Origin of the sequence: Streptomyces sp. NPDC019224, from assembly GCF_040632605.1 — a bacterium.
Taxonomy (GTDB): Bacteria; Actinomycetota; Actinomycetes; order Streptomycetales; family Streptomycetaceae; genus Streptomyces.
Genome location: NZ_JBEYCF010000006.1, coordinates 37,541 through 64,123, shown reverse-complemented (window position 1 = coordinate 64,123; position 26,583 = coordinate 37,541). Strand labels below are relative to the sequence as shown.

General features: G+C 71.9%; 22 protein-coding genes. 13 read left to right on the top strand and 9 right to left on the bottom strand.

Going from position 1 to position 26,583, the window contains the following annotated elements; translation table 11 throughout:
- Positions 1 to 69 precede the first annotated feature (69 nt).
- The 5 genes from ABZ564_RS05915 (at position 70) to ABZ564_RS05895 (ending at position 5,761) form a co-directional block, all read left to right on the top strand.
- Complete coding sequence (locus ABZ564_RS05915) at positions 70 to 1,551, top strand: class I adenylate-forming enzyme family protein (protein WP_360850089.1); 1,482 nt, start codon at positions 70 to 72, stop codon at positions 1,549 to 1,551.
- 137 nt (positions 1,552 to 1,688) lie between these two features.
- Positions 1,689 to 2,876, top strand: a complete 1,188-nt coding sequence (locus tag ABZ564_RS05910) for an NAD(P)/FAD-dependent oxidoreductase (RefSeq protein WP_360850086.1) — start codon at positions 1,689 to 1,691, stop codon at positions 2,874 to 2,876.
- An 85-nt stretch (positions 2,877 to 2,961) separates the two neighbouring features.
- Positions 2,962 to 3,330, top strand: coding sequence for a VOC family protein (locus ABZ564_RS05905; RefSeq protein WP_360850083.1), 369 nt, complete (start codon positions 2,962 to 2,964; stop codon positions 3,328 to 3,330).
- Positions 3,331 to 3,358: 28 nt separating this feature from the next.
- Complete coding sequence (locus tag ABZ564_RS05900) at positions 3,359 to 4,846, top strand: MFS transporter (protein WP_360850079.1); 1,488 nt, start codon at positions 3,359 to 3,361, stop codon at positions 4,844 to 4,846.
- A gap of 309 nt (positions 4,847 to 5,155) precedes the next feature.
- Positions 5,156 to 5,761, top strand: a complete 606-nt coding sequence (locus tag ABZ564_RS05895) for a response regulator transcription factor (RefSeq protein WP_360850076.1) — start codon at positions 5,156 to 5,158, stop codon at positions 5,759 to 5,761.
- A gap of 79 nt (positions 5,762 to 5,840) precedes the next feature.
- Here ABZ564_RS05895 and ABZ564_RS05890 read toward each other — a convergent pair whose 3' ends face one another.
- The 4 genes from ABZ564_RS05890 to ABZ564_RS05875 form a co-directional block, all read right to left on the bottom strand.
- Positions 5,841 to 7,103: a histidine kinase gene (locus ABZ564_RS05890; protein ID WP_360850073.1), complete on the bottom strand. Its 1,263-nt coding sequence runs from the start codon at positions 7,101 to 7,103 to the stop codon at positions 5,841 to 5,843.
- 60 nt (positions 7,104 to 7,163) lie between these two features.
- Complete coding sequence (locus ABZ564_RS05885; protein WP_360850070.1) at positions 7,164 to 8,738, bottom strand: SagB family peptide dehydrogenase; 1,575 nt, start codon at positions 8,736 to 8,738, stop codon at positions 7,164 to 7,166.
- Between the two features lie 80 nt (positions 8,739 to 8,818).
- On the bottom strand, positions 8,819 to 11,101 hold the full coding sequence (locus ABZ564_RS05880) for a TOMM precursor leader peptide-binding protein (RefSeq protein WP_360850067.1): 2,283 nt from the start codon (positions 11,099 to 11,101) through the stop codon (positions 8,819 to 8,821).
- Positions 11,102 to 11,199: 98 nt separating this feature from the next.
- Positions 11,200 to 11,352: a hypothetical protein gene (locus tag ABZ564_RS05875; RefSeq protein ID WP_360850064.1), complete on the bottom strand. Its 153-nt coding sequence runs from the start codon at positions 11,350 to 11,352 to the stop codon at positions 11,200 to 11,202.
- Between the two features lie 256 nt (positions 11,353 to 11,608).
- Here ABZ564_RS05875 and ABZ564_RS05870 point away from each other — a divergent pair, with 256 nt between their 5' ends.
- Positions 11,609 to 12,427 (top strand): AfsR/SARP family transcriptional regulator, encoded by an 819-nt coding sequence (locus tag ABZ564_RS05870; protein ID WP_360850061.1) that lies wholly within the window; start codon positions 11,609 to 11,611, stop codon positions 12,425 to 12,427.
- Between the two features lie 225 nt (positions 12,428 to 12,652).
- On the opposite strand, the gene ABZ564_RS05865 is transcribed toward ABZ564_RS05870, so the two are convergent.
- Positions 12,653 to 13,333: a TetR/AcrR family transcriptional regulator gene (locus tag ABZ564_RS05865; protein WP_360850058.1), complete on the bottom strand. Its 681-nt coding sequence runs from the start codon at positions 13,331 to 13,333 to the stop codon at positions 12,653 to 12,655.
- A gap of 201 nt (positions 13,334 to 13,534) precedes the next feature.
- Here ABZ564_RS05865 and ABZ564_RS05860 point away from each other — a divergent pair, with 201 nt between their 5' ends.
- Complete coding sequence (locus ABZ564_RS05860) at positions 13,535 to 15,070, top strand: MFS transporter (RefSeq protein ID WP_360850055.1); 1,536 nt, start codon at positions 13,535 to 13,537, stop codon at positions 15,068 to 15,070.
- Between the two features lie 189 nt (positions 15,071 to 15,259).
- On the opposite strand, the gene ABZ564_RS05855 is transcribed toward ABZ564_RS05860, so the two are convergent.
- Positions 15,260 to 16,192 carry an NADP-dependent oxidoreductase gene (locus ABZ564_RS05855; protein WP_360850391.1) on the bottom strand — a complete coding sequence of 311 codons (933 nt, stop codon included), beginning with the start codon at positions 16,190 to 16,192 and terminating at the stop codon, positions 15,260 to 15,262.
- Between the two features lie 88 nt (positions 16,193 to 16,280).
- Between ABZ564_RS05855 and ABZ564_RS05850 the strand changes: the two genes are divergently transcribed.
- Positions 16,281 to 17,240 carry a helix-turn-helix domain-containing protein gene (locus ABZ564_RS05850; protein ID WP_360850052.1) on the top strand — a complete coding sequence of 320 codons (960 nt, stop codon included), beginning with the start codon at positions 16,281 to 16,283 and terminating at the stop codon, positions 17,238 to 17,240.
- 121 nt (positions 17,241 to 17,361) lie between these two features.
- On the opposite strand, the gene ABZ564_RS05845 is transcribed toward ABZ564_RS05850, so the two are convergent.
- Together ABZ564_RS05845 and ABZ564_RS05840 are read right to left on the bottom strand one after the other, a co-directional pair.
- Positions 17,362 to 20,757: a S8 family serine peptidase gene (locus ABZ564_RS05845; RefSeq protein ID WP_360850049.1), complete on the bottom strand. Its 3,396-nt coding sequence runs from the start codon at positions 20,755 to 20,757 to the stop codon at positions 17,362 to 17,364.
- Between the two features lie 371 nt (positions 20,758 to 21,128).
- Complete coding sequence (locus ABZ564_RS05840; RefSeq protein ID WP_360850046.1) at positions 21,129 to 21,710, bottom strand: helix-turn-helix domain-containing protein; 582 nt, start codon at positions 21,708 to 21,710, stop codon at positions 21,129 to 21,131.
- 152 nt (positions 21,711 to 21,862) lie between these two features.
- Here ABZ564_RS05840 and ABZ564_RS05835 point away from each other — a divergent pair, with 152 nt between their 5' ends.
- Complete coding sequence (locus ABZ564_RS05835; protein WP_360850043.1) at positions 21,863 to 22,678, top strand: SDR family oxidoreductase; 816 nt, start codon at positions 21,863 to 21,865, stop codon at positions 22,676 to 22,678.
- An 85-nt stretch (positions 22,679 to 22,763) separates the two neighbouring features.
- Here ABZ564_RS05835 and ABZ564_RS05830 read toward each other — a convergent pair whose 3' ends face one another.
- On the bottom strand, positions 22,764 to 23,474 hold the full coding sequence (locus tag ABZ564_RS05830) for a lytic polysaccharide monooxygenase (protein ID WP_360850040.1): 711 nt from the start codon (positions 23,472 to 23,474) through the stop codon (positions 22,764 to 22,766).
- 543 nt (positions 23,475 to 24,017) lie between these two features.
- Here ABZ564_RS05830 and ABZ564_RS05825 point away from each other — a divergent pair.
- The 4 genes from ABZ564_RS05825 to ABZ564_RS05810 all read left to right on the top strand — a co-directional run bounded on the left by ABZ564_RS05825 (position 24,018) and on the right by ABZ564_RS05810 (position 26,562).
- Positions 24,018 to 24,770 (top strand): GntR family transcriptional regulator, encoded by a 753-nt coding sequence (locus ABZ564_RS05825; RefSeq protein ID WP_360850037.1) that lies wholly within the window; start codon positions 24,018 to 24,020, stop codon positions 24,768 to 24,770.
- A gap of 291 nt (positions 24,771 to 25,061) precedes the next feature.
- The gene (locus ABZ564_RS05820) at positions 25,062 to 25,247 is read left to right on the top strand and encodes an SPOR domain-containing protein (RefSeq protein WP_360850035.1); all 186 of its coding nucleotides are present in this window, start codon (positions 25,062 to 25,064) and stop codon (positions 25,245 to 25,247) included.
- Positions 25,248 to 25,471: 224 nt separating this feature from the next.
- Positions 25,472 to 25,873 (top strand): NUDIX domain-containing protein, encoded by a 402-nt coding sequence (locus tag ABZ564_RS05815; RefSeq protein WP_360850032.1) that lies wholly within the window; start codon positions 25,472 to 25,474, stop codon positions 25,871 to 25,873.
- Between the two features lie 260 nt (positions 25,874 to 26,133).
- A complete protein-coding gene (locus tag ABZ564_RS05810) occupies positions 26,134 to 26,562 on the top strand; it encodes an ATP-binding protein (protein ID WP_360850029.1) in 429 nt (142 codons plus the stop codon).
- The last annotated feature ends 21 nt before the right edge of the window (positions 26,563 to 26,583 follow it).

The following is a 26,583-nucleotide window of genomic DNA, read 5'->3' as shown; positions in this document are numbered from 1 at the left end:
GGCAGCTGCCCGTCCTGTGGCCGGCCGGGAGTGTGGTGCCTCGCCGCCGCAGCTCTCCGAGGAGCTCTCGTGACCGAGTCCAACCACCTTGTCGTCCCCGACCTGTTGCGGATCCGCGCGTCCGACACCCCGGACCATTCGGCGCTGATCGTCGACGGTGCGCAGAGCCTGAACTACGGTGACTGGGAACGTCGTTCCAACGCTGTGGCCCACCATCTGCTCGCCCGGGGAGCCGGCCGCGGCACCCGGATCGCGCTGCTGTTCACCGGGTCGGACTGGATCCACTACGCCATCGGCTATCTGGGCCTGCTCAAGACCGGCGCGACCGCGGTCCACCTCACCGACCAGCTGGACACGGCCGAGCAGCTGCGCCGCCTCGGCCAGACCGAGGCCGCCGGCATCCTGCACACCGCCGGCGCCGCGCTGCCGGCCGGCTTCACCGGCTGGACCACCCCGGGCGAAGCGCTCGAGACCGGGGACGAGTCGCCCGTCGAGGTCTCCATCAGCACCGAGGACCTCGCCGACATCCTCTACACCTCCGGTACCACGGGCCCCGCCAAGGCCTTCGGCAATCCGCACGGCGTTCTGACCTTCGGCCGCGGCCCCGAAGGGCTGCGCAACTTCGACGAGCGCTCCCCGCTGATGGCGCCCATGCCGCTCGGCACCACCTCCAGCGCGACCACCTGCGCCGTGGTCGCCCTCACGGCCCCCGGCCCGACGGTCGTGGTCGAACCCGAGAACGTGGAGCGCATGGCCGAACTCGTGGACCGGCTCGGCGCCGGCTCCCTCATGCTCCAGCCCTGGACGGCGATCCAGCTGGTCACCTCGCGGGCCCACGAACGCCATGACCTCTCCAGCGTCACCCGGATCGGATCGGCCTCCGCGCCGCTGCCGCCGCGGATCGCCACCGCGCTCCTCACGATGATGCCCGGCGCCCAGCTCAACAGCGCCTACGCGCAGGGCGAGGCGGTACCCGCCGTCATCCTGGGTACGGTCGACCCCGAGCGCCCGATGGTCATGGGCCGCCCCGCCCGCGGCACCGAGGTGCGCATCGCCGGAGCCCAGGGACAGCCGCTGCCCGCCGGCGAGCTGGGCGAGATCTGGCTGCGCTGCCCGGCACCCAAGCGCCGCTACCTCGACGAGTCGCTCAGCCGCAGCAAGTGGCGTGACGGCTGGGTGTGCACCGGTGACCTCGGCCACCTGACCGAGGACGGCGAGGTGCAGCTCTTCGACCGTCGCGAGGACGTCATCCACACCGATGCCGGCCGGGTCTCCAGCATCGAGATCGAAGAGTCCGTGTACGACCACCCGGCCGTCCTGGAGGCCGCGGTGATCGGCCTGCCCGAGACCGGCGGCGCCGGCCACCACGCCGTCACCGCCGTCGTCGTCCTCGACGGCCCCGAGGAGCCCGATCTCAAGTCCTTCCTCGCCGAACGCCTCGCCCCGCACCAGGTGCCCACCACCTGGCACTTCGTCGACGCGCTGCCCCGCGGCGTGACCGGCAAGGTGCTCAAGCCCCTGCTGCGGCGGCGTTTCGCCACCACCGCATGACCCTCCGGCCGGCGCCCGCGCACGCTCAGTTCTGAGCATCGCGCGGCCCGGTCGCACACCTACGCTGAGCGCGCTTCGAGGACACGGCGGCGCCGTGCCCGGGGCCAAGTCCACCTGCGAAGATCGGGGATACCGGCATGTACGACGTGATCGTGGTGGGGGCGCGCTGCGCCGGATCGACCACAGCACTCCTGTATGCCCGTGCGGGCCTGCGAGTCCTGCTCCTCGACCGGGCCCGCTTCCCCTCCGACACCCTGTCCACCCTCTACATCCAGCAGCCGGGCGTGGCCCGCCTCGCGCGCTGGGGCGTCCTCGACGACCTCACCGCGACCGGCTGCCCGACGCTCGGCCATGCCGTCTACCAGCTCGACGACATACGGGTCGAAGGCTGCGCCGCCCCGGTCGAGGGCATCACCGGGGCCATCGCCCCGCGCCGGCACACGCTCGACCGGATCCTGGCGGAGCACGCGGCCGCGGCCGGCGCGGAACTGCGCACCGGCTGCCAGGTCACCGGCCTGCTCGAGGAGGACGGCCGGGTCGTCGGCGTCACCTGCAAGGAGGGTGGCCGGTCCGTCACCGAACGGGCACCGCTGGTCGTCGGAGCCGACGGCATGCGCTCCACCGTCGCCCGGCTCGTGCGCGCCGAGGAGTACCACGAGGCACCCCGGCTGACCTGCGCCTACTACACGTTCTGGGCCGGGCTCCAGACCGACTTCGAGCTGTACGAGGGCAAGTCGGGCTGGGTCTCGGCCGTCCCCACCAACGACGGAGCCGTCCTCGTCTCCGCGTACTTCCCGCAGGACCGCTTCCACGAGGTGCGCGCCGGTTCCCTCGACTCGTACACCGAGGGCGTCCGTATCAACGCGCCTGAGATATACGAGCAGTTGAAGGACGCCGAACGGCTCGAGCGGCTGCGCGGAACCGGCGAGCAGCGCAACTACTTCCGCCGCGCCGCCGGACCGGGGTGGGTGCTGGTCGGCGACGCGGGCCACCACAAGGACTCCCTGACGGCCCGCGGAATCGGGGACGCCTTCCTCCAGTCCGAGCTGCTCGTCGAGCTGACCGCAGGCGTGCTCCACGACCCGGAGCGGCTCACGAACGCCCTGGCCGTGTACGGGACCCGGCGTGACGAGCAGCTCATGGAGGCCTACCAGGGGGCCCTGATGGTGGCGAGCACCGCGGGCAAGGACAAGCGGCGCGCGCTGCTCTCCGCCATCCGCACCAGCCCGGACCTCACCCAGCGCTACTTCGACACGGTGGCGGGCCTGCGCCCGGTCGCCGACCTCTACACCCCCGAACTCCTGGCCCTGATGTCGGCCAGGTGACCCCCGCTCAGCCTCCCGCTGGACGGCAGGACCGTCTCCCCGCTTCCCCGCACGGGGCTCCTCCCCGTATGAGAAAGGACCGCGCATGCCCGCGCTCGCACAGCTCAAGGGCGTCACCCTCGACTGCCCCGACCCGGTGGCCCTGGCCGAGTTCTACCACCGCTTCACCGGCTTCGACATCGCGTTCAGCACCGCGGACTTCGCCGGCCTGACCGTGCCGGACGGCCCCGGTATCGGCTTCCAGCGGGTCGCGGACTACCGCAGGCCCGACTGGCCGGGCCAGAGCGTGCCGCAGCAGCTCCACCTGGACTTCGCCGTGGACGACGTGTCCACGGCCGAGAAGAAGGCCGTCGAGCTCGGCGCCTCCGTGCCGGCCGAGCAGCCCGGCGGCGAGCGCTGGCGCGTCCTCCTCGACCCGGCGGGCCACTCGTTCTGCCTCTCGGCGTCGAACTGACCCCCCACACCCGGAAGGTTCACCAAAGATGTCCGCAACTGCTTCGGAAACCGGATCGGGCAAGTCGCCCGGCGCCTCGGGAGGCGGCGGCCTGGCCCTCACCGTCATCGCCGTCGCCCAGCTGATGGTGATGCTGGACGCCACGATCGTGAACGTCGCGCTCCCCGAGGTCCAGAAGGACCTCGAACTGCCCACCACCGACCTGTCGTGGGTGATCAACTCCTACACGCTCGCCTTCGGCGGTCTGCTGCTGCTCGGCGGGCGCATCGGGGACATCCTGGGCCGCCGGCGGGTGTTCCTCGGCGGCATCGCCCTGTTCACCCTCGCCTCCCTGGCCGGCGGCTTCGCCCAGTCCTCGGCCTGGCTGATGGCGTCCAGGGCGCTGCAGGGCGTGGGCGCCGCCGTGATCGCGCCGTCCATCCTGGCCCTGATCGTCACGACCTTCCTGGACGAGGGCGTACGCAACAAGGCGTTCGGCGTCTACGCGGCCGTCTCGGGCTCGGGCGCCGCCGTCGGCCTGCTCGCGGGCGGTGCCCTCACCCAGGCGCTGTCGTGGCGCTGGGTGCTCTTCGTCAACGTGCCGATCGGCATCGCCCTGTACGTCGTCATCCCGAAGGTGCTGCGCGAGACGGACCGCCAGCCCGGCCGCTTCGACCTCTACGGCGCCCTCACCTCCACGCTCGGCATGGGCGCTCTCGTGTACGCGTTCATCCGCGCCGGGGACAAGGGCTGGAGCGACGGCTCGGTGCTGGCCCTCTTCGCGACGGCGGCGGTGCTGCTCGCCGCGTTCGTGGTCGTCGAGTCCCGTACCGAGACCCCCATCATCCCGTTGCGGATGTTCCGCGACCGCAACCGGGCGGGGATCTACGTCATCGGTCTGTGCCTGACCGGCTCGGTGATGGGTCTGTTCTTCTTCCTGACCCTGCTGATGCAGAACGTCTTCTCCTACGACCCGTTGCAGGCGGGTCTCGCCTTCCTGCCCGTGAGCGTGTCGATCGTGGTCACGGCGTCCGTGCTGTCCAAGCAGCTGCCCAGGCTCGGCCTGAAGCTGCCCCTGGTCCTCGGTGTCACCCTCAACGCGGCCGCGCTGCTCTGGCTGTCGAATGTGAGCACCACGACCGGGTATCTGACCGGTCTGATCGGCCCGATGCTGTTGTTCGGCATCGGCACGGGGCTGCTGTTCATGCCCCTGTCGCAGCTCGGTGTGGCGGGCGTCCCCATGGAGGACTCGGGAGCGGCCTCCAGCCTGCTCAACGCCACCCAGCAGGTGGGCGGTTCCCTGGGGCTCGCCGTCCTCATGACGGTGTACGGCGCGACCACCCGCTCCAGCACCGGCACCGACCCGGCCGCCGTCCTCACCGACAGTGCCTCGGCGGCCTTCCTGGCCGCGGCGGGCTTCGCGGGGCTGGCGCTCCTGATCGCCGCTGTCGGCGTGAAGGCGCCCGCCAAGGAGTCCGCGGCGGTTCCGGCCCAGGGCCAGGCCTCGGACGCGGCGCCCGCGCAGTCGCCCGCCTGAGCGAGGCGCAACGCTGTCAGATGCTTTCGCACCGGGGCCGGGCCTTCGACGTGAAGACCCGGCCCCTTCGGCGTATCCGGTCACGCGCCGGACAGATGGAGCTCCGGCCACGCTGTTCCATACATGGTCATGTCCGGCATTCCTCTCTTGCGTGACTGATGTGCTCATGGCTGATGTGCGCTCATCATCCGAACGATTCCGGCCGTTGTCCGCCCACAGTTGAGCGGGACGACTCCATTCCCGGCGCCCGGGGGTTAGAGTTCCGCCGAATCCGGTGCGCGCCGGCGTGGGGGGGATGGCGGGGGAGCAATGGTCAGGGTTCTGCTGGCTGAAGACATGCCGATGCTGCGCCGGGCATTGGTGGCACTGCTCGAACTGCAGGAGGACATCGAGGTCGTCGCCGAGGTCGACTCCGGCGACGGGATTCTGCCGAAAGCGCTCGCGGTCCGGCCCGATGTGGCGGTCCTCGACATCGACCTGCCGGGAATGGACGGGATCCGCGCGGCGGCACTGCTGCACGAGGAGTTGCCGCAGTGCCGGACGGTGATCCTCACCAGCCTGGGCCGGCCGGGCAATCTGCGCCGTGCCCTGCTGGCCCATGCCTCCGGATTCCTCCTGAAGGACGCCGACCCCGACCAGCTCGCCTGCGCCATAAGGGACGTGGCGGCAGGACGTCACGTCATCGACCCGCAGCTCGCGGTGGCCACCCTGCAGGCCGACGAGGGTCCGCTGTCGGCCCGGGAGACCGAGGTACTGCGCAGGGCCGCTGACGGCGAGGAGGTGCCGGAGATCGCCAGAGCGCTTTTCCTGTCGTCCGGAACCGTACGCAACTACCTGGCGACCGCCGTCACCAAGCTCGGTGCGCGCAACCGCATGGACGCCGTCAGGATCGCCCGGGAGTCCGGCTGGATGTGAACCGCGGCGCCCGATGCCGGCGAGGAACGTCCTGGCGTCACCCGCCCGGCGCCGCCACCGGGGCGGATCGTCCGGGCCCTCATCCGAACGCTTCGGTGGCCGCGGTCCGAGGACGGCCCGATCCGCCGGACGGCTTCTCGTCCGCGCTGCCCCACGCCGCGTCGCGGGGCAGCGCCGCCATCAGTTCGAACCATCCGTCGTCCGGGCGCACCCCGGCGCTGAGCCGCCCCCCGAGCGCCTCCACCCGGGCGGTGAGGCTCTCCAGGCCGCTGCCACCCCTGTCGCAGCCCTCGGGGCCCAGATGCGAGAAGGCGCTCCCCACCCCGTCGTTGGCCACGGTGATCCGGGCCGTGCCGTCCTCGAGCTCGCGTGCCTCGATCCGGCACTGCTCCGCCTTGCTGTGGCGCAGCAGGTTGGTGATGCCCTCGCGCAGCACCGTGGCGAGCACGGTGTCCGCCGCGGCCGACAGCGGGCCCACGTCCGTGTGTTCCACGGTACGGATGCCCATCGCGTTGAGCAGCGACTCGGCCGCGCCGACCTCGGTGGACAGGCGTAACTCGCGGTAGCTGCTGGCCACGGACCGCATGTCGGCGAGGGCCTGATTGCTCAGGGCGAGGATCTCCCGCATCTCCTCCTCGGCCTGCTCGGGCCGTAACGCGAGCAGCCGGCAGGCGAGTTCACCCTTCAGCTTGATGGTGGTGAGGCTGTAGCCCAGCAGATCGTGCAGATCGCGGGAGAAGCGGATCCGCTCGCGGTCGACCGCCATCCGGATCAGCTCGCCGCGGGCGATCTGCACGTCGTGCATCAGGGTCGCGAGCCGGCTGAGTCCGTAGACCACCAGGGCGGTGAGCAGGGTGGCCACGGCGTTGTAACCCACCTCGTGCCGCCCGAAGCCCACGGCGAACTGGATGGCGACCACCGAGGCCACGACGGCCCCGCAGAGCAGCATCCTGGCCGGGCCGCGCAACAGCAGCAGGACCGAGCCGGCGAGGAAACCCGGTATCCCCATCCACGCGGCACCGAACACGGTGAACGGCGCGTAGGTCAGCACCGCCTGGATGCCCAGCGTCCGCCAGCCCCGGTACGGGGTGGCCCACGGCACGAGCGCCGGAAACGAATGGTTCAGCTGGAGGCCGAGCAGCGCGAGCAGCAGCACGAAGGAGCCGACCAGGTCCCACGTGGTGTGCGGAGCACGCAGAACGTAGGTGACGGCGACCACGAAGACACAGAGGATCACGACGATGGTGATGACGGCCGCGACGCGGGGTGCGAGATCCGACTCGTGGACGGGACTGCGACGGGACTGCTGCGGGATGGAGCCGGGCATACGCATACGCCACATGGGCATCACCTCACCAGCGAATTGGCCAAGTGTGCGGAGTCTACGGCCAGAACATGTCACTCAGTGGGCAGTTGGCCGTACATCGCCGTGCTGTCCGGTGTGCGCGCTCCACAGTTCCAGAATGCGACGGCAGCGTTCCTGCCAGCCGGTCCCGTTGTCCGGCGCGCTGCTCTCGTCCGCCGGCAGCGTGCCGAGCACGAACTCGCCGATGCTGGATTCGGTGGACCAGTCGAGCCCGAGCGCCCGCGCCGCCAGATCGCTGTCGCCGATGGCCAGCGCGCACGGCGCGAGCCCCATCGCCGTGCACACCAGGTACAGGGTCTGCTGCAGGACGCCGACGTCCTTGAGGAGCCCGCTGTACGCCAGGCCGCCGAACCGTCCCATGGCGCGGCGGAAGCGCGCCGTCATCACCACGAGGACGGGCGGATCGGCTGAGAGCCCGCCGGTTTCCCGCGCCTGCCCGAGCAGTTCACCGACCAACGCCGCATCGGTGTCGAGGGGCCCGAGCGCGTGTCCGACGGGATCGTAGTGATAGGCGCCCGGCGCGAGATCTTCGCAGTTGCTCACCAGAAGGTAGAGCTCAAGCGCGTAGGAACGGCCGATACTCGGATACGGGCGGCTGCTCCGCGGATCCTCCGATCCGACGGCGGCCATCGTGCGCACCCGGGCCGACCGGTAGAGAAGCTCGGCCAACTGCGCCAGCGTCACCGGCCGCGCGCCGTACGAGCGTACCGACCTGCGGGTCTCCAGGGCCGCGGTGAGCGGTGGGTCCTTCCTGAGGATCTCGTCGAGCTCCGGGTGCGGCAGGGCGATCGGCTTGTGCTCGTTCGCGGCGGACGCCGTCGCGGCGGCGGACTCCCGCGGCTGCTCGCCTGCCGCTCCCACAAGCCTGTCGTCGCGGCCGAGCCGGCTGCGCGCGTGCATCATCAGATCGACCGGCGACCACGGGGCGAGCGCGGGATCGTGATCCTCCGCGAACGTGACATCGCCCCGGGACACGTCACCCCGCACGACCGCCCCGGCCCCCTCCAGGTAGCCCAGCGCGGCGTCCACCACGTCCCAGGGCAGTTCGAGGCGCGCGGCCAGCTGCGCGACCGTCGCGGGGTGGGGCAACAAGCACAGCAGCGAGGCGGACTCGAAACGGTGCAGCACCACACGGTGCTTGCACAGCGGGGACTCGACATAGAGATCCTTGGTGTCGCTGCGCACCACGGCGTAACGGGACAGCCGCAGCACCGAGTCCGCCTGCGGGCGCGTCGGGCGGAAGTGCGCGTCCGAGGCGAGGGGCACCACGGACAGGAGAGGGCTGCTGCCGCCGGCGGACAGCGAGCGCACCGTCACGTTGTGCAGTCTCTCCAGCGTCCCGTCGAGCAGGGCGCGCTCCCTGCGCGCGTCCTCCGTGGCGGCGGCGGGCACCAGGTTCCGCAGGGCCACGGGGCCGTACGACATGCGCTCCAAGGCGGAGCACAGAACCGGTGTCGCCGCCGGCAGCGGCACCTCGCCCCATCGTGTGGTCAGCACCAGGGTGCCTTCGTCCGTGTCGGGGAGCTCGACGAGCGTGTCCTCGCGTAACGACCACAGCTCGATCACGTCCGATACGGGCTGTGCGTTCGGTACTGCGGGAGGCGTGGACACGAGGGGCCTTTCATCGGGAGTTCGCACAGCGGCCTACGCCGGAACAGCGGTTCGGTCCCAGGGGGCCGGAGCGATCGATTTCACAGAAACAGCGGAGTCTGGTTCAACTCCTCCAAGCGCCTGGGTCTTTCGAGCCGCCCGAGCCGGACGGGAACATCGTAGAGACGTCCGGGTCCGAAGCGCGTCCAGAAGGTGCGCAGGCCTGGAACGATCACCTTCACGACCGCTGCATCGATGTCCGGCCGGGTCTGGTCGAGCACCAGGAGCTCCATCCCGTGCCGGTGCACCAGCGCCTCGATGTACTTCAGGTCGTCGAGCAGATCGGGACGTCGCTCGTACGGGAAGTCCACAGGAGTGCGGGCCCGCCGGCCGCCTTCGGGCACGAGGTAGGAGTGCTCCTTCGTGGTGGCCTCGCGCCACCAGCGCAGCGTCGCCGGTTCGCCGCACCCGTAGCCCGATCCGTCGGCCCGCGCGTTCACCACGGGCGGGAGCATCTGGTTGAGCTCGGACAGGGCCCGGCGCAGCGCGGTCCGCGGGTCGAAGTGGGCGCCGAATCCGAGCGTGATGTCCTCGGCGGGCTTGTCCGTGCGCCGGGACACCGCGGCGAACACCGGGATGCCGAGATCGCTGGTGACGTCGAGGACCCAGAGCTCACGCCCGAGCCCGCGGTGCGCCGAATGCACCCCGGACACCCAGGAGTCGTCGAAGGCGTCGAGGTCGACGGCCGGCTGCCGGGTGCGGTTGTACCACCACAGGCCGACGGCGTCGCGCTCGACGAGCTCGAGGAATCCCTGCACCGTGGCGTCCTCCACGCAGGTGCCCGCGGCCGAACCGTTGGAGTGCGCGACACAGGAGCCGCCGCCGGGCGACGAGGGCGCGTTGTAGTAGAGCAGGGAGGTAGGCAGCAGCCGTTGTCTGCGCTCGCTCAGGGACCACACCGGGGTCCAGTCCAGTGGCGTGTTCTCGTCGAAGCGCTCGGGGACGTGGTGCGCGGGGGAGTGCTCGGCGTTCCAGCGCTCCCTGTCCGCGTACTGCCGCGGATGGAACAACTGGACGAGATCAGGGTGGACCGCGGTGTCCGCGACCTGCGCGAAGGTGGCCCGCACCGTCGGCTCGTCGCCCTGGAAGTACCCGCTGTGCCGTTCGATCGCCTCGCACAGCGCACTGACCCGGGCGTGCTGCTCCGTGGTGCCCTTGCCGGAGCTGTGGCTGCGCAGCCCACGGCGCACCGAGCGCAGTCCGGAGGGGTTGGTCACCGGATTGTGGCCCGCCTGGAAGCAGTTGAGGAAGCGCGGCCCCCGGGTGTCCCGGCGGATCTCCTTGACCACTCCCGTCAGCGGATCGACGAGATGTCCCAGCCGCTGCTCCATCTCCGACGGCGTCAGCCAGCGGTCGCCGTCGCTGTCCTGCGCCGCCTTGGGCCGGCTTCGGAGCTCCAGCGGCGCGCTCACCCGCCGGGCCACGAGGCCGGGGTCGCCGCAGGCGGGGCACTGAGGGCGGCGGCGCACCGCATGGTGCCGCCCGGCGAGCTGGAGGCTGTCGAGTGTCCAGATCGCTTCCTGCCCCGGATACCGGTAGCCGGCCAGCCACTTGGCGGCTTCCAGCGCGGCCAGCCGCAGGCCCGTGCTGTGGCCGGCGGTGAGGCAGGAGCGCGGGGCGGACACCGGACGGCCGAGCAGTTGCCCGACGTACGTCTCGGCCTGGCGGTTGCGGCGCAGGTGCTCCGCGAGGCACTGCCAGCACGGGCCGTCGCCCGGCTGCAGGAACGGCCCGATCCAGGGCTGGTTGCCGTGCAGCCGCACCAGCAGCCAGGGCCGTCCCGCGGCCCGGTGCTCCGCGTCGACCTCGCGCAGAGCGGGGTCGAGATAGTCCTTGCACAGGACGACGGTGAGTGCTGTCTCCTCCGCCGTGCCGCCGGGCGCGTCGCTCATCCGCAGACCGGCCTCGCACAGTGCCGTGCGCAGCCCCCGGCCGTCGGCCGAGCCGACCGCCAGGGAGGCGACCCGGCTCTCGCGGACCCGGCGTACGGCCAGGTCCCCGTCCAGACCCGCGAGTTCCCAGTAGGCACGGTCGGTCGCCTCACCCTCCGCCGGCGCGTCGGCGGTGCGCAGCAGGCCCGCGTCGCTCAGCAGCGAGACCAGCCGGCCCGCGTGTTCGCCGGGGACCGCGGGGGAGGCGTCCCGCTTCAGTTGCTCCAGGTCGCGGGTGCCGTCGAGGAGCGGTACGAGCGTGGCGACGCCCTTGCCGTGCAAGGCGGTCACCCCTTGTTCGGACACCAGGTAGGCGCCGTGGCCGGGAGCCGTCTCGGGCTTGAGATGCGGTTTGAACGCCAGTCCGTGAGCAGTGTTCCGCGAGCTGTCCAAGGGTTCGTTCCTTTGTTCATCTCTGGCGGATATCGCGTGTGCGGCGCGGAGCCGAGGCCGTGCGCGAGGGGGAGACGAGGAAGGTCGGGGCGCGGAGGTCAGGCGGCCTGTCCGTCGGCTGCCGGCGTCCAGCAGATACACGTACCGGGCTGGAACTCCTCGGCGGACAGCTGCGTGAGGTTCTCGATGACCAGATCGTCGGCAGCCGCGGCCGGAGTGGTGAGAGCGGTGGAACCGGCGGTGAGGTTCATGGCGGGATCCTGTCTGTCGTCACGTACGTGGGTGGCGCCGGACCGCCTCGGTCGGCGATGTCCGGAAGCCTTTCGCGGACGGGCCCGCCGGGCCAGTGCCTGCCGCATACGGCGGATGTGCATTTCTCACATGCTCCATGTGTGACTCGAGCGGCACTTGAGGAGGGCTGCACTGGTCCTGGAGGTCCGTCGGGTGAGAGCTTCGGTACTGCTCGGTTCCAGGGCGTGACAGCTCACCCCGCGTAGGAGGTCGTCCATGGACATCAGGATGCTCGGACAGCTGAGTGCTCGGACCGAACGGGCATCATTCGCGCCGACAGCCGGCAAGCCCCGCCAGATCCTGGCCATGCTCGCCGTGTGCCCGAACCAGGTGGTCCCCGTCGGCACGCTGATGGACGAGCTCTGGGGCACGCGGGTCACCCGCAGTTCGCAGACCACCCTGCAGACGTACATCGTGCAGCTGCGCAGGCTGCTCGCCGAGGCGCTCGCTGACGAGGCCCGGGACCCGAAGGACATCCTGGTGACCCGGCAGGGCGGCTATCTCCTCCAGGTGCCGCGCGACGCCGTGGACGTGCAGGTCTTCGAGGATCTGGCCGCGCAGGGGAGGGCCGCCTTCGGACGGGGTGACAACGTGCGCGCCGCGGAGCTGCTCGGACGTGCGGTGGGGATGTGGCGCGGACCCGCCCTGGTGGACGTGCCGCGCGGGGCGGTGCTCGAGATCGAGGAGATGCGGCTCGCGGAGAGCAGGCTGGGCACGCTGGAGCTGCGGATCGAAGCCGACCTGAGGCTGGGGCTGGAAGCCGAACTCCTCACTGAGCTGACGGCGTTGACGGCCCGGCATCCTCTGCACGAAGGGCTGCACTCGCAGGCGATGGTCGCGCTGTACCGGTGCGGTCGCCAGGCGCAGGCCATCGAGGTCTACCGCGCCCTGCGCGCCCGTCTCGTCGGTGAACTCGGCGTGGAGCCGTCGGCGCGGATGCAGCGGCTGCACCAGGCGGTGCTCTGCGCGGACCCGGCGCTCGACTCGCCCAACGGTCACGGCCCGATGTCCGTCCATCGTCTCTTCGCGGCTTGAACCTCGGAGAACGCGCCGGCCGCTCCGGCGGATGAGCGGCTGACGCCATGAACTTCAGCCGTATGGATGCGGAGGGCTTCGGCCGCATGGGCACCGGCCCCCGTGGTGCTTCGAGCCGCCTCGTGCCGCGTCGGCCGAAGACCCTCGTGGTGAGCGATGAGGAGAAGGCGTCGTAAGAGGCGGCGGGCGGGACCTCCTGTGCGCCGGGGCCGTCCGGCCCCCGGTTCAGTCCGATGACGCGGAACACCAGACTCCGGCGCGGGCCGCCAGGGCGGCGCTGCGGGCGGCCTCGTCCGCGTCCTTCCCGGTCAGCGGGCGGCCGGTGTTGAGGAGGGCGTAGTAGAGGGGGGCGGAGACGGCGGCGATGACCGCGTGGGGGTCGGTGCCGGCGGGGAGTTCGCCGCGGGCGATGGCGTCGGTGACGCAGCCGGTCCATTCGGCGATGCGGATGTCGTAGAAGCGGTGGAGCGCTTCGGCGGCCTGGCCGTCGCTGAGGGAGGCGGCGATCAGGGCTTTGAAGAGGGGGCCCTGGCGGGGATCGGTAAGGGCTTTGACGACGAGGCGGGCGTTGGCGGTGAGGTCGCCGTCGAGCGTCCCGGTGTCGGCGCGGGGCAGGGAGGTGGCGGCCATGTCGGCGAGGAGATCGGCGGCCAGCGCTCCGGGGGTGCCCCAGCGGCGGTAGACGGTGGTCCTGCCGACGTCGGCGCGGCGGGCGATCTCGGCGAGGTCGAGGGCCGCGAATCCCTCGGTGGCGAGCGCGTCGCCGGCCGCCTTGAGGACGGCTTCGCGGACGCGGGCGGTACGTCCGCCGGGCCGGATGCTGCCGACGGGGGCCGTGGGGGCGGCCTCGGCGGCGGCCGGGGCGGGGCGCCTGCCGGTGGCCGGGGAGAGGGGGGATGGGGACATCTGGGGCTCCTTCCAGGGGCTCCTCGCGGTACCGCGACCACCTTAACGGTATCAGGGTTCCCTTTACTCGGCGAGGGTGCTACCTTCATGGCCGTAACGGAACCGCGATCCCGTTAGGTGGAGGGGTTCCGGAGTGCGTCCCGACCCTCCTCGCCCGCCCCGCCGCCCCGGCGGGTGCCGGGCGTGAAAGGAATTTCTGTCATGCCCACGACTGATATGCGAGTGAAGGCCGGCTCGAAGTCCGGCACCGGCCCCAGGAACGCCCCCGCGCGGACGCACCCGCGGCGGTCCGTTCCCCCGGGCGGCCCCCAGCGGCTGACCGGCCGGCTGAAGCTCGTCCTGGCCGTGCTCCTGGTCGCCCAGTTCATGCTGGCCGTCGATTTCTCGATCCTGAACGTCGCGCTCCCCGCGATCGGCGACGGCCTCGGTTTCTCCCTGTCCGACCTGCAGTGGATCGCGACGGCCTTCGCGCTCTCGGCGGCCGGGTTCACGCTCTTCCTCGGCCGGATCGGCGACTTGATCGGCCGTAAGAAGATCTTCATCGGCAGCCTCGTGCTCCTCGGGGTCTCCTCCCTGGCCGGCGGGCTCGCCACCACCCCGGAGATCCTGCTGATCGCCCGCGTCGCGCAGGGTCTGGCCACCGCGGCCGCCACCCCGGCCGGACTCGCCCTGCTCACCACCGCCTTTCCCGAGGGCCCGCTGCGGCAGAAGGCACTCGGCATCAACGGTGCCCTGATGTCAGCCGGGTTCACCGCCGGTGCGATCCTCGGCGGCGTCCTGACCGACCTGCTCTCCTGGCGCTGGGCGTTCTTCGTCAACGTGCCCGTCGCGCTGGCCGTCGTCCTCATCGCCCCGGCCGTGATCAAGGAGTCCAGGCCCGCCGTACGCCCGAAGCTCGACCTGCCCGGGGCGCTCACCGTCACCCTCGGCCTGCTCGGCCTGGTCTACGGCCTCACCCAGGCCGGCGAGCACGGCTGGACCAGCGGCCACGCTCTCACAGGTCTGATTGCCGGCGCCGTCCTCCTGGCGGCCTTCCTCCTGATCGAGCGCAAGGTAGCCGAGCCCCTCGTCCCGCTGAAGACGCTCGGCCGCCGCAACGTGGCCTGGGGCAACGCGCTGGGCGCACTCGCCTTCATCACCGAGACGTCCCTGGTCTACCTCCTCACCCTCTATCTGCAGAAGACCCTCGGCTTCTCCCCGCTGACCGCCGGCATCTCCTTCGGCGTCCTCGGCATCGGCACCGTCGTCGGCGGACTGGTCGCCCCCAAGGTCATCGCCCGGACCTCCACCCGTACCGCCCTGATCGCGGGCGGTGTCATCCAGACCGTCTTCACCGCAGCCCTCCTCTTCCTGGGGACGACCACCGGCGCGGCCATGGCGCTGCTGCTGCCCGCGACCTTCTTCGGCGGCATCGGCAACATGATCGTCATCGTCGGCTTCATGGTCACCGCCACCAGTGGGCTCCCGGACGAGGAACAGGGCCTGGCCACCGGCCTCGCCTCGATGTCCCAGCAGATCGGCATCACCATGGGTACACCGGTCATGTCCGCCGTGGTCACCGCGAGCACGGCCGGTGCGGTGAGCGCGTCCGCCGTCCACCACGGCATCACCGTCGCCATCGCGGTCAACGCGGCCCTGGTCCTCCTCGGGGTCGTCATCGCGACCGCCTTCCTCCGCACCAAGAACACCGGCAGCGACGTAGTGGCGCAGGGGACCGGCGTACCGTCACGGGCCTGACCGGCCCCGCGACCGCCGCCGGGGCCGACACCGAAGGCGTGCCGGCCGCCGGCGGCGGCAGCGCCGGTGGCACCCTCGCCGCGGCCGTGGCTCTCGCCGTACGCGGCCAGGACCGGCGCCTTCCGGTGAGGGCGCGCCCACGGCCGCTCGGCTCCTCGCGTATCCGCCCCTCGGCCCGGTCGTCGGAGCTCAGGTGACGGTCAGCACGATCTTGCCGGTGGTGCGGCCCGTCTCGCCCAGGGCATGGGCCTCGGCCGCGTCGGCGAGGGGGAAGACGGCCTCGACACGGGCCCGCAGGGCGCCGGAGGCGACCAGGCCGGCAATGGCGTTCATGCCGGCGTGGTCGGCTTCGACGAGGAGGGTCTCGACGCGGACCCCGCGGGCCGCGGCCTTCGCGGCCTCGTCGGGGTCGGTGCCCGGCAGGAGCGAGACGAGGATGCCGCCGGGGCGCAGGACGTCGAGGGAGCGGGCGCGGGTGTCACCGGAGAGCGGGTCGAGGACCATGTCGACGTCCTGGACGGCGTCGCGGAAGTCGGTGGCGCGGTAGTCGATGACCTCGTCGGCACCGAGGGAGCGGAGGAAGTCGTGCTTGGGGGCGCTGGCGGTGCCGATGACGTACGCGCCGCGGGACTTGGCGATCTGGACGGCGAGGTGGCCGACGCCGCCGGCGGCCGCGTGGATCAGGACGCGTTGTCCGGCGCGGACCGCGGCGGTGTCGACGATCGCCTGGTAGGCGGTGAGGGCGGCGAGCGGCAGGGCGCCGGCCTGGACGTGGTCGATACCGGCGGGCTTGTGCGCGAAGGCGCGGGCGGGGCCGGTCACGTACTCGGCGTGGGAGCCGGCACCGTGCGGGTAGGGCAGCATCCCGAAGACCTCGTCGCCGGGCTTGAAGAGGGTGACGCCGAAGCCGACGGCCTCGACGACGCCGGACACGTCCCAGCCGAGGACCAGCGGCAGACGGTTCAGGAAGAGGCCGGCGGCGCGGTGCTTCCAGTCGGTCGGGTTCACCCCGGCGGCGCGCACGGCGACGAGGATCTGGCCCGGAGCGGGCACGGGCCGCGGCAGTACGGCCTCCTTCAGCACGTCGGGGGTGCCGTGGGTGTCCTGGCTGATGGCGCGCATGGTGGCGTGGTTCGTCATGGGCACCAGCCTCGCCGGAGGCGCTTCCCCGTACCATGGCATGAATGCCAACTTACAACGGGATCGTGCCATGACCGCTGTCCATCGTGTCGCCGTCCTCGCCCTGGAGGGGGTGTACCCCTTCGAACTCGGCATCCCGAGCCGGATCTTCGGCGCGCTCCAGGACCGCTACGAGGTCCGGACCTGTTCCGTCGACGGCGGGCCCGTCGCCACGAACGCGGACTTCTCGGTGACGGTGGGGCACGGCCCCGAGATTCTCGCGGCGGCGGACACGGTGCTGCTGCCGCCCTTCGACCTCTCCCGGATCTCGCGCGAGCTGCCGCCGGGGGTGGCGGAGGCCCTCGCGACGGTCCGGCCCGGGACCCGGATCGTGTCGATCTGTACGGGGGCGTTCGTGCTGGCGGCGGCCGGGCTGCTCGACGGCCGGCCCGCCACCACCCACTGGGCCGTCGCCGGCGTCTTCCGGTCCTGGTACCCGACGGTCGCGCTCGACCCCGACGTGCTGTTCGTGGACGACGGCGATGTGCTCACCTCGGCGGGCGCCGCCTCCGGGGTCGACGTCTGCCTCCACCTGGTACGGCGGGATCACGGCGCGGCCGTCGCCAACCATGTGGCGCGGGTCTGTGTCGTGCCGCCGTGGCGGGACGGGGGCCAGGCCCAGTACATCGAGCACCCCGTGCCGCCGCCGTCCGCGAACGGCACCTCGGCCACCCGCCAGTGGGTGCTGGAGAACCTGCACGAGCCGCTGACGCTGGTACGGCTCGCCGGGCACGCCCGGATGAGCCTGCGCACCTTCATCCGCCGGTTCAACGAGGAGGTCGGGACGAGCCCGGGACGCTGGCTGATCCAGCAGCGCGTGTCCCGGGCCCAGCACCTCCTGGAGACCACCGACCTGCCCGTCGACGACATCGCCGGACGGGTCGGCTTCGCCACCGGGACCTCGCTGCGCGAGCACCTGCACGCCGCGATCGGCGTCTCACCGATGGCCTACCGCCGCACCTTCCGGGGCGTCGCCGCTCCGGCGGGGTGAGCCCGCCCGGCGGTGTGGGGACGGGCCGAAGGAGAGGCCGGTGACCGTCTCGGGGCGCGGGGGCGGTGCGGACGTGGCCGCAGGCCGGGCGCCTGGGTGATGCAGGGGCCCGGCCCGGCTGTCAACGTACGCCGTATCCGTCGATGACGTGCTGCTGCACCGAGCCGCCGTTCTCGGTGGTCAGGTCCACGAGCAGGGAGACGTCCTTGCCGCTCGCTCCGGTGTGGTCGATCTCCGCGAACCAGGCGCCGTTCTCGTGGACGACCTCGGCGTTGATCCAGGCCGGAGTGAGCACGGGGCCCTCATACGAGTACTTGACGGTCGCCCCGGTGATCTCCCCAGGTGCGTAGTCGGCGTGACCGGTGGCCGAAAGGCGGATGCGGACCTTGCCCGCCTCGACCTTGTTCCGGCCGTCCACCGGTACGTCGTAGCCGGGGAAGACGAGGGGCAGCGTCTGCGAGGCCACGTCGGGCTTCTCGGCGGACCGGAAGCGGAAGCTGGTGATCGTGGCGAAGGGATAGCTGACCGTGCGGTTCCCGTAGGACCGCAGGGCGAACTGCTCCAGTACGTAGTCGGCGGGCTCGGAGGGCACCGGGAACACTCCGTAGGGCCAGGCGTGGTCGAACAGTTTCGTGCCGTTCCGGTAGAGGGACAGGCTGCCGCCGTCCTTGAAGCCCGGGCTGTACATGAAGTGCCCGTCGGCGTCGCTGAACAGCGCGCTCTGGAAACCGATCAGGTTGCCCTGTCGTTCGCCGGCGAGGAGCCGGTCGCCCGCCCTGTTCAGTGCGGCGGTGGGCCGCATGATGCCCTTGTACCAGCTCTCTTCGTCACGCTCGCCGGGCTGGAAGGCGCGGGCGGCGCCGCGCATCACCTCGTTGGTGCTGGTGCCCGACTCCGCCCAGGTGCCGGAGCCGTCGCCCGCGGAGAAGTACTGGGTCCGCGTGAAGGGGACGGTCACGGGCTGGAGGACGCTGCCGCCCACGGCCGACAGCGGGTTCCAGGGACGGAAGTTGTCGATGGTGTCGCTGAACGTGGTCGCCGTGCCGATGGAGTGCCATCGCTGTTCGACGGCGGCGAGATCGCTGTCGGACACCTCGCTGTGCCGGCCCGGAACGATCACGTCGGTGTCCACGACACCCAGGTTGTAGACGTACGGGCTGGCGCTTCCCGTGCCCGGCTTCACCGCGCGGAACCAGGCGGCCGCCTCGAAGCCGCCGCGGTGTGCCGCGCCGTGCCCCCAGGTGTTGATGTGCGTGACGCCGTTGTAGCTGACCGATCCGCTGTGCACCCAGGAGGATCCGCCGCCGTCCCACCAGCGGCCGTACGACAGGCCGGCGACGGACGTCTCGGAGGGCTGCTCGGTGGCGTAGGTGACCTCGCGCGCCTTCCGGGCGTCCAGGACCAGCACCGTGTCCTTCGTCATCTTCAGCTCGGGATAGGCGAGTTCGTTCACCGTGTCCACGACGCCGGCGGCGTTCCGGGTCGGCAGCACACCGTTGACGAAGTACGTCCCGGCCCGCAGGCGCATCTTCTGCTCACCGGTCGAGGGGTGGTAGCTGCCGCCCGAGGCGTCGTCGAGGCCGATGACGTCGAGGGTCGCGGAGGGCGTCTGCGGCTGTCCGTCCCTCCCGATCAGCTTGACCGTCAGGTCCACCGACCTCGGCTCCAGGTGGAAGCCGAAGGGAACCGTGACGGTGGTGCCGTCGGAGGCGGCGGCTTCGATCCGGCCGCCGAAGTCACCGTACTGGGCGTCCTTGATGCCGACGGCCGGGTCGATGGTCAGGGGTACGTCGGCTGTGCCGCCGGCCGGCACCGTGAGCGTGGACGTGCTCAGCCGGGCCAGGGCGGTGGGGGTGCGGGTGCCGTCGTTCCCCAGGACGTGACCGACCTTGAGCGCCAGGGTGACCGGGGCGTCCGTGGTGTTGGTGTACGTCACCGGCACGGTCTTCACGTCGGCCGCCGTCTGCGGCCAGGCGAAGGTGCCCGCGGACACGGCGCCGGGGCCGACGACCGTCTGCTTCATCGCCTTCGGCACGTCCAGCCGCCCCGCGCCGGTCTCCTGGACCGTGCCGGGGATGCCGCTGTCGGCGGCGGAGATCAGCGCCGCCTTGAGGCGGGCCGCGTCCCATTCCGGGTGACGCTGTTTCAGCAGGGCGGCGGCGCCCGCCACGTGCGGGGTGGCCATCGAGGTGCCGGACATCCGCTGGTAGGCGTTGACGCCGTTGTGGACCCCGGCGTTCGCCGCCAGGATGTTCACCCCCGGTGCGGCGATCTCCGGCTTGACGGTGTGCGCGTTCTGCACGGTGCCCCGGGAGGAGAAGGCGGCCGTCTCGTCGTCGCCGTCGACGGCGCCGACCGTCAGGGCGCCGGGGGCGCACCCGGGTGAGGTGATCGACTCCGAACGGCCGACGTTGCCGGCGGCGATGACGAACAGCGCCTTGTTCTGGGCGGCCAGGGACTCGGCGGCCTGGGAGATGGGGTCGGTGCAGTCGCTCGGGCCGGCGGTGCCGATCGACATGGAGACGATGTCGGCCCCGGAATCGACGGCCCACTGCATACCCGAAATGATCATCGACGCGGAGCCGGACCCCGCGTCGTCGAGGACCTTGCCGATGAGCAGCCGGGCGTCGGGGGCCACCCCCCGTTCCCTGCCGGCGCTCGCCGCTCCGGTGCCCGCCACGGTCGATGCGGTGTGCGTGCCGTGGCCCCGCTTGTCGTCGGTGCCGTACCTGGAACCGGTGAAGTCCTTCGAGTCGGCTATCCGTCCGGCGAAGTCCGGGTGGGCGGCGTCGATGCCGGTGTCCAGGACGGCGACCTTCACGCCCTTGCCGGTGACGCCCGCCGCCCAGGCCGACTCGGTGCCGATCTGCGCGTTCGACTCGGCCATCGTGGACTCGACCTTGGCGTCGAGCCAGACCTTGGTGACGTGGCCGGTGGCGCGCGCCTCGCGCGAGGCCAGATCCCTCCAGGTGTCCTTGGCCTTGTCCTTGGCCACCTTCAGAGCGGCCCCGCGCACCGTCGGCAGCGTGCGGACCAGCCGCGTTCCCCCGGGCAGTGTGCCCGGGGAGGCGGTGCGCGCAACGGCCGAGGCGTTCGCGTACTGGGTGATCAGAGGGAGCGATCCGGTGTGCGCGTCGTCGTAGCCCTGCTCGATCAGACCGGTGACGTTGAACAGCTCCTTGTCGAGCCAGCCGTCCTGGATGCCGGCGAGCGCGGCAGCCGGGATGACGTACCGGTTGCCGTCGTGTTCCTCGGTCACCGCGTCGACGGCGCGGCCGGCGGTGTCCGGACGCAGATGAGCACTGGTACGGCCGTCGGCGTCCGTGGTGACGACCACGGTGTCACCGGTGATCAGGGTGACGGCGGCGGCGGTCCCGGCGGCGGGGGCGGAACTCCCGGTGAGAGGTCTGCTGTCGGCAGCCGGGGTGACGGGGTTGCCGGCTGCCGGGAGCGCGACGGCGGCGGCCAGGACGGTGGCGGCCGCCGCCGTCGTAGCTGCACGGAGTGTCGAACGCATCGTGCTGAACTCCAATTCGGCCTGAAGCGATGGGAGTTCAAGGTGACAGAGGCGGTGTCGTCGGGAGGAGTCGCGTCGTGGCGAGAAGTCGACGTGTCCGGAGGTCGCCACATCTCCGCGGGGCGGCCGCGTGCGCCCTGAGCCGAAGCGTCCGCGCTCTCGGCACCGGGTCGGGGACCGGGCGCCGGAACTCGCCCCTCGCGCCGAGAAGGCGTCACACCGCCGGGCCGGTTCGGGGGACGCGGAACGCTCACCGCGCTCCGCCCTGCCGAGGTGCCCCTTGTCGTGGTCGAGCGCTGCGGACGAGGCGCCCGGGAACGGGTTGGCCGGCCATGTCCTCGCCGGCCATGTCCTCGCCGGGCCGGGCCTCGTCAGCCCCGCGCCCCCGCCCCGCGCAGAAACGTCTCCACCACCCGCGCCGCCAGCGCGTCCGGGTCGGTCAGGGTGTCGGCCGGGTCGCCGTGCAGCGTCTCGCCGAGGAGGGCGTAGTAGACGCGCTGGAGCCAGTGGAGGTCGGCCGACTCGTCGATGAGGCGGTCCGCGCGGGCGCGTTCCAGGACGGTGACGCAGCGGTGGGCCATGTCCTCGTGGAGGGTGGCCGCCTCGCTGCCGGGGGTGGCCGGGAGGCTCAGGGCGAAGGCCCAGGCGCCCTTGACCTCCAGGACGTTGGCGGTGATGCGGTGCAACGCCACCAGGGGCGGGGCGGTGGCGGGGCGGCCGTCGTCCACGGCCTGGGCGAGCTGGCGGGCGGCCGACAGGGCCAGGGCGTCGATCAGTGCCTGGCGGTGCGCGAAGCGGCGGTGGATCGTCGTCCGGGACACCCCCGCCTCGGCCGCGATCTGCTCCATCGAGGCGCCGGGGTCCTGGGAGAGCAGGCGTTCGGCCGCCTCCAGGATCATGCGCACGCTGCGCTCCGCGTCCGCCCGCAACGGCCTCGCCGCCGTCTCTCCCATGGTGCCTCCCGCTTCGGCCCTTGACTCCTCGAAACGATACATGGGTGCGTCATCTCTGGGTTAAATGAAACTACTCTGTTGCAGATAGCCAAAGAACCTGTACGGTGTTGTCTCAGTTGCTCTGTCGGTCACACGCAGTGAAGGGACCTCTCATGCAGACCACCGCCCTCGTCACCGGTGCCTCGTCCGGGCTCGGCGCGGAGTTCGCCGCCCAGCTCGCCGCCCGCGGCCACGACCTCGTCCTGGTCGCCCGCTCCGGGGACCGGCTCACCGCCCTCGCCGAGCGCCTGGAGGCCGCGCACGGAGTGCGGGCCCACGTCCTGGTCCAGGACCTCGCCGAGCCGGGTGCGGCCCGCGCGGTCGCCGGCCGGCTCGACGCGCTCGGCCTGCGGATCGGGCTGCTGGTCAACAACGCCGGGTTCGGGACCTGCGGCCGCTTCGAGGACATCGACGCCGGCCGGGACCACGACCAGCTGATGGTCAACGTCGTCGCGCTCGTCGGCCTCACCCACGCGCTGCTCCCCGGCATGCTGGAGCGCGGGGCGGGCGCGGTCGTGAACGTCGCCTCCACCGCCGCCTTCCAGCCCGCCCCGTACTTCGCGGTCTACGGCTCGGCCAAGGCCTTCGTGCTGAACTTCGGGCTTTCCCTGCGGCAGGAGTGCCGGGGCCGGGGCGTGCGTGTGCTCACCCTGTGCCCCGGGCCCGTCGACACCCCGTTCTTCGAGGCCATCGGCACCCGCGAGGCGGCCGTCAACGGTTCGATGGGCACGCCGGAGCCGGTGGTGCGCGCCGCGCTGGCCGCGCTCGACCGGGACCGCGCCTACGTCACGCCCGGGTTCGGCAACGCGCTGGCGGCGCACCTGTTGCCGCGCCGCCCGCGCGCCCTGGTCGCGGCGTTCGCCGAGCGCGTCACGCGCAAGGTCCTGGCCTCCTCGGACGGTGCCCGGTCCGCGTCGTACGTGGCGTGAGCCCGGCACCCGCCGCCGGGCCCGCGCCGCGCCCGTACCGCTCCGCGGGGCGGAACCCCCGCGAAGCGGCCGTGTCCGTTACGCGTCAGCAGGCGCCCAGGTCCTCCCACACGCCCCACTCGCCGGTCGTCCCCGGCTGCTCGCCCTGGACCCACCACTTGGCGCGCCAGGTGTGGCCGTTGTGCGAGACGGTGTCGCCGCCGTTGTAGACGCGGCCGGCCTCCCAGGCCGACGCGGTGCAGTCGCCCGGGTCCCCGTCGCCGTCACCGGGGTTGCCGCCCCCGCCGATCTGGACGTCGATGCAGGCGTAGAACGCGTTGGCCGTGTCCGCGATGTTCCAGACGGCGAGCACCTTCTGGCGGCCGGAGTAGCCGCCGAAGCCGACGTGGTGGGTCTTGGTGGCGCCGGGCTGGGCGCCGTTGTCGTTGAACTCCGCGATCTTCGAGCCGCCGATGTAGTACTGCCAGGTGCTCGTCGCGTGCCGGGCCGTCAGCGTCCAGGAGAAGTCGGCCGAGTTGCCGACCGGGGTGGCCTTCCAGCCCTTGCCGTCGTTGTCCAGCTCGGCGAACTGGGCGTTCCCGCCGCTGCAGCTCCTGAGGCCCTTGGGGCCCTCCACGCTCTGCGGCTCGTACGTGATCTGGCCGCAGTCGACGACGCCCGCGGCGCACTGGGCCTGGCGGCTCGGCGGCGAGGAGACGTATCCGTGCGCGCTGGCCGTGGTGGCCGGCAGGACCACTGCGAGCAGGGGGGCGACTTCCGCACCGAGCACGAGGGCCAGTTTCCGCTTCGCGTTCATGCCAACTCCTTCGCTGGGGACTGCCGCGGGGTGACGGCAGCGGTCGGACGCGCCCGCACCCGCTGCGGCCTCGACAGGGGGGTGTCGGCCAGGGTGGGGGCGCGGTACGGCCGGTGGCGAGGGGGCGCCGCCCGCAGTCCCTTCGCACGCCGTCGGTCGCCGGGCGACCGCGGCTCACCTGGGACCCGTCCGGCGGATCGGGGTGGGACGGCTCCTAGGTCTAGACCATACTCGTGGGCGTGTACTCGTCAATAGCGCCGGGCCGCACGTGCCGTGACGCGGCGTCACCTCGACGGGGGGAGAGGGCGCAGGCGGCGGATGAAGGCGGGTTCTTCGGCCTGTGGGGCCGGGGGTTATCGGTCTGGACCAAGCGCGATCGAGAGTGTGGTGAAGGCGGTTCGAGGGGTTCTTTGCCGGCGCGGGCGGAGTATGCGCAGGTCCGCTCAATGTCATCACTTCGAGTGAAACTGTGGCCTGCGCTTGCGGATCGGAACCCACGGTTGCGACGCTGTCGCAGTCCGTCAACCTCTTGGGGAGTGGCCTGTGGCTTTCGGTGAGCAGCCCGCCTATCTGCGCGTGGCGAGCGATCTGAGGGAGAAGATCGTCAATGGTTTGCTGCCGCCGCATACGCGCCTGCCTTCGCAGGCGCGCATCCGCGAGGAGTACGGCGTCTCGGACACCGTCGCGCTGGAGGCGCGCAAGGTCCTGATGGCCGAGGGCCTGGTCGAGGGCCGGTCCGGCTCCGGCACGTACGTGCGCGAGCGGCCGGTCCCCCGGATGGTCGAGCGCTCCGGCTTCCGGCTCGACGCGGGCGCGGGCCCGTTCCGGCAGGAGCAGGCGGCGGACGGGGCGCGGGGGACCTGGGAGTCGCGCAGCGAGCAGGAGGAGGCGAGCGCGGAGATCGCCGGGCGGCTCGGCGTCGAGCCGGGCGACCGCGTGATGCGTACGCATTACGTGTTCAGGGAAGCGGGCGAGCCGGTGATGCTCTCCACCTCCTGGGAGCCCCTCGCGATCACGGGGCGCACGCCGGTGATGCTGCCCGAGGAGGGCCCGCTGGGCGGCTGCGGGGTGGTCGAGCGGATGGCCGCGATCGACGTGGTCGTGGACAACGTGGCCGAACAGGTCGGCGCGCGCCCGGGGCTGGCGGAGGAGCTCCTGGCGCTCGGCGGGGTGCCGGGGCACGTGGTGATGGTGATCGAGCGGACCTTCTTCGCCTCGGGCCGGCCCGTCGAGACCGCCGACGTGGTGGTGCCCGCCGACCGCTACCGGGTCGGCTACCGGCTTCCGGTGAGGTGACCGCGACCGGTCCGGTGTCCTTTCGGCCCTCATGGCCCGATGCCGGTACCGGGACGCGGGGCGGCATCCGGCGGCGACGGATGCCCCGCAACGCCCTGGGGGCGCATTCACATGAATGCGCCCCCAGGGCGTTGGTCGTTCCTGGCCGGATCGGTACCTCTTTGTGCAAAGACGTATTCGTTGCGTGAAGGTCAGGCGTAGGGTCGGGCATATGCGGACTGGGGTTTCCTGGAGTTCCTTAGAAGCGTGCACGTCGTTCAGGGGAGGGGCGCGATGCTCGGGAGAAACACGATGAGCAGCGACAGCGGGGCCGCGCTCTCCTGGCTGGTGGTACGGCAGGACGACAACGGCAGCCGCTACCGCGTGGGCAGGTACGCCACGCAGGGCGAGGCCCAGCGGGCCGCCGACAAGTTGCAGGACCGGGGGCACAAACAGCTGTACTGGGTGGAGCGTATCGGGCAGGCCGCCCGGCCGTAGGGGGTCTGGGGGCGCACTGCGCCAAGGGCTCTGCCCGCCGGGCGGGCCCTTGTGCGCCGGTGCGCCCCCGGGCCGCACGCCCGGCTCGGGCGCCCCGAAGGCGCCGACACCACCGACGGGCGGCGCTTCTTCGCGTCGCCCGCGTTCCCCCGCCGCCTCCGAACCCTGGCCGCCGCGGCACTAGGGTCCTGCTGACACGGGACGCGGACGGTGAAGGCGGAGTGATGTCGGTGCTGATCGACACGGTGGCATGGGTGCGCATCGAGGGCGGCAGGATTCTGTGCGCGCGTCCGCGCGGGAAGGACGTCTTCTACATCCCGGGCGGCAAGCGGGAGGGCGCCGAGAGCGACCTCGACACACTCGTGCGGGAGATCCAGGAGGAGCTGACGGTCCTGATCGACGCGGAATCCGTCGCGCACGTGGGGACCTACGAGGCCGGCGGCCCCGGCCTCCCGGGCGGCGCGGTGGTCCGGATGGCCTGCTACACCGCCGAGTTCACGGGCAGGCTGAGGGCCAGCAGCGAGATCGAGGACGTCGCGTGGTTCTCGTATGCCGACCGGGACCGGGTGCCGCCGGTCGACCAGCTGCTCTTCGACGACCTCAGGGCGTGGGGCGACCTGGTGTGACGGGCGCGGGTGACGGCCCGGCGGGCGGCCCCGGCCGAGTCGGGCGCCGGCCCTTCCGGCGGCGCACGCCCTCGGGCGGGCGACCGCGGTGCGGCGCGCGGCGCCGGGGGTGTGCGCCCCCGCTTCCCGGGCACCCGTATGTGCGCACTGCCGTACACCCGTACGCCCCGCGTGTCGAGCTCGGCGGTATTTAGACCTGAATATCGGGTATGGGCTGTTTGGTCCCGCATACAGGACGTCACCGTTGCCGGCTCTTGGGAGTGATCGGCGTGACCGATACCGAAGGCGACCGCGCCGAGTGGAGCTTCCCGGCTGTCCCCGGTGCCGTACGCGTCGCCCGGCACGCCGTCCACGACGCGCTGCGCCACTGGGGGCTCGACTCGGCCGTCGGTGACGAGGCCGTTCTGCTGGTCAGCGAGCTGGTGACCAATTCCATGCGCTACACACCGGGCCCCATCGGGGTGCGGCTGCTGCGCCCTCACCCGAACGGGGACCGGTCCGCCGCCCGCCCCGGTCTGCTGGTGGAAGTCTCCGATCCGATTCCGGATCCGCCCACCGAACGTACGGCGGGACCCGACGACGAGAGCGGCAGAGGACTGCAGCTCGTGGCCCGTGCGGCCCGCCGCTGGGGGACCAGGCGATCGAAGAGCGGCAAGACGGTGTGGTTCGAGCTGGCTCTGCCTGGTTAGGAGTGAGGTGGGATGCACAGC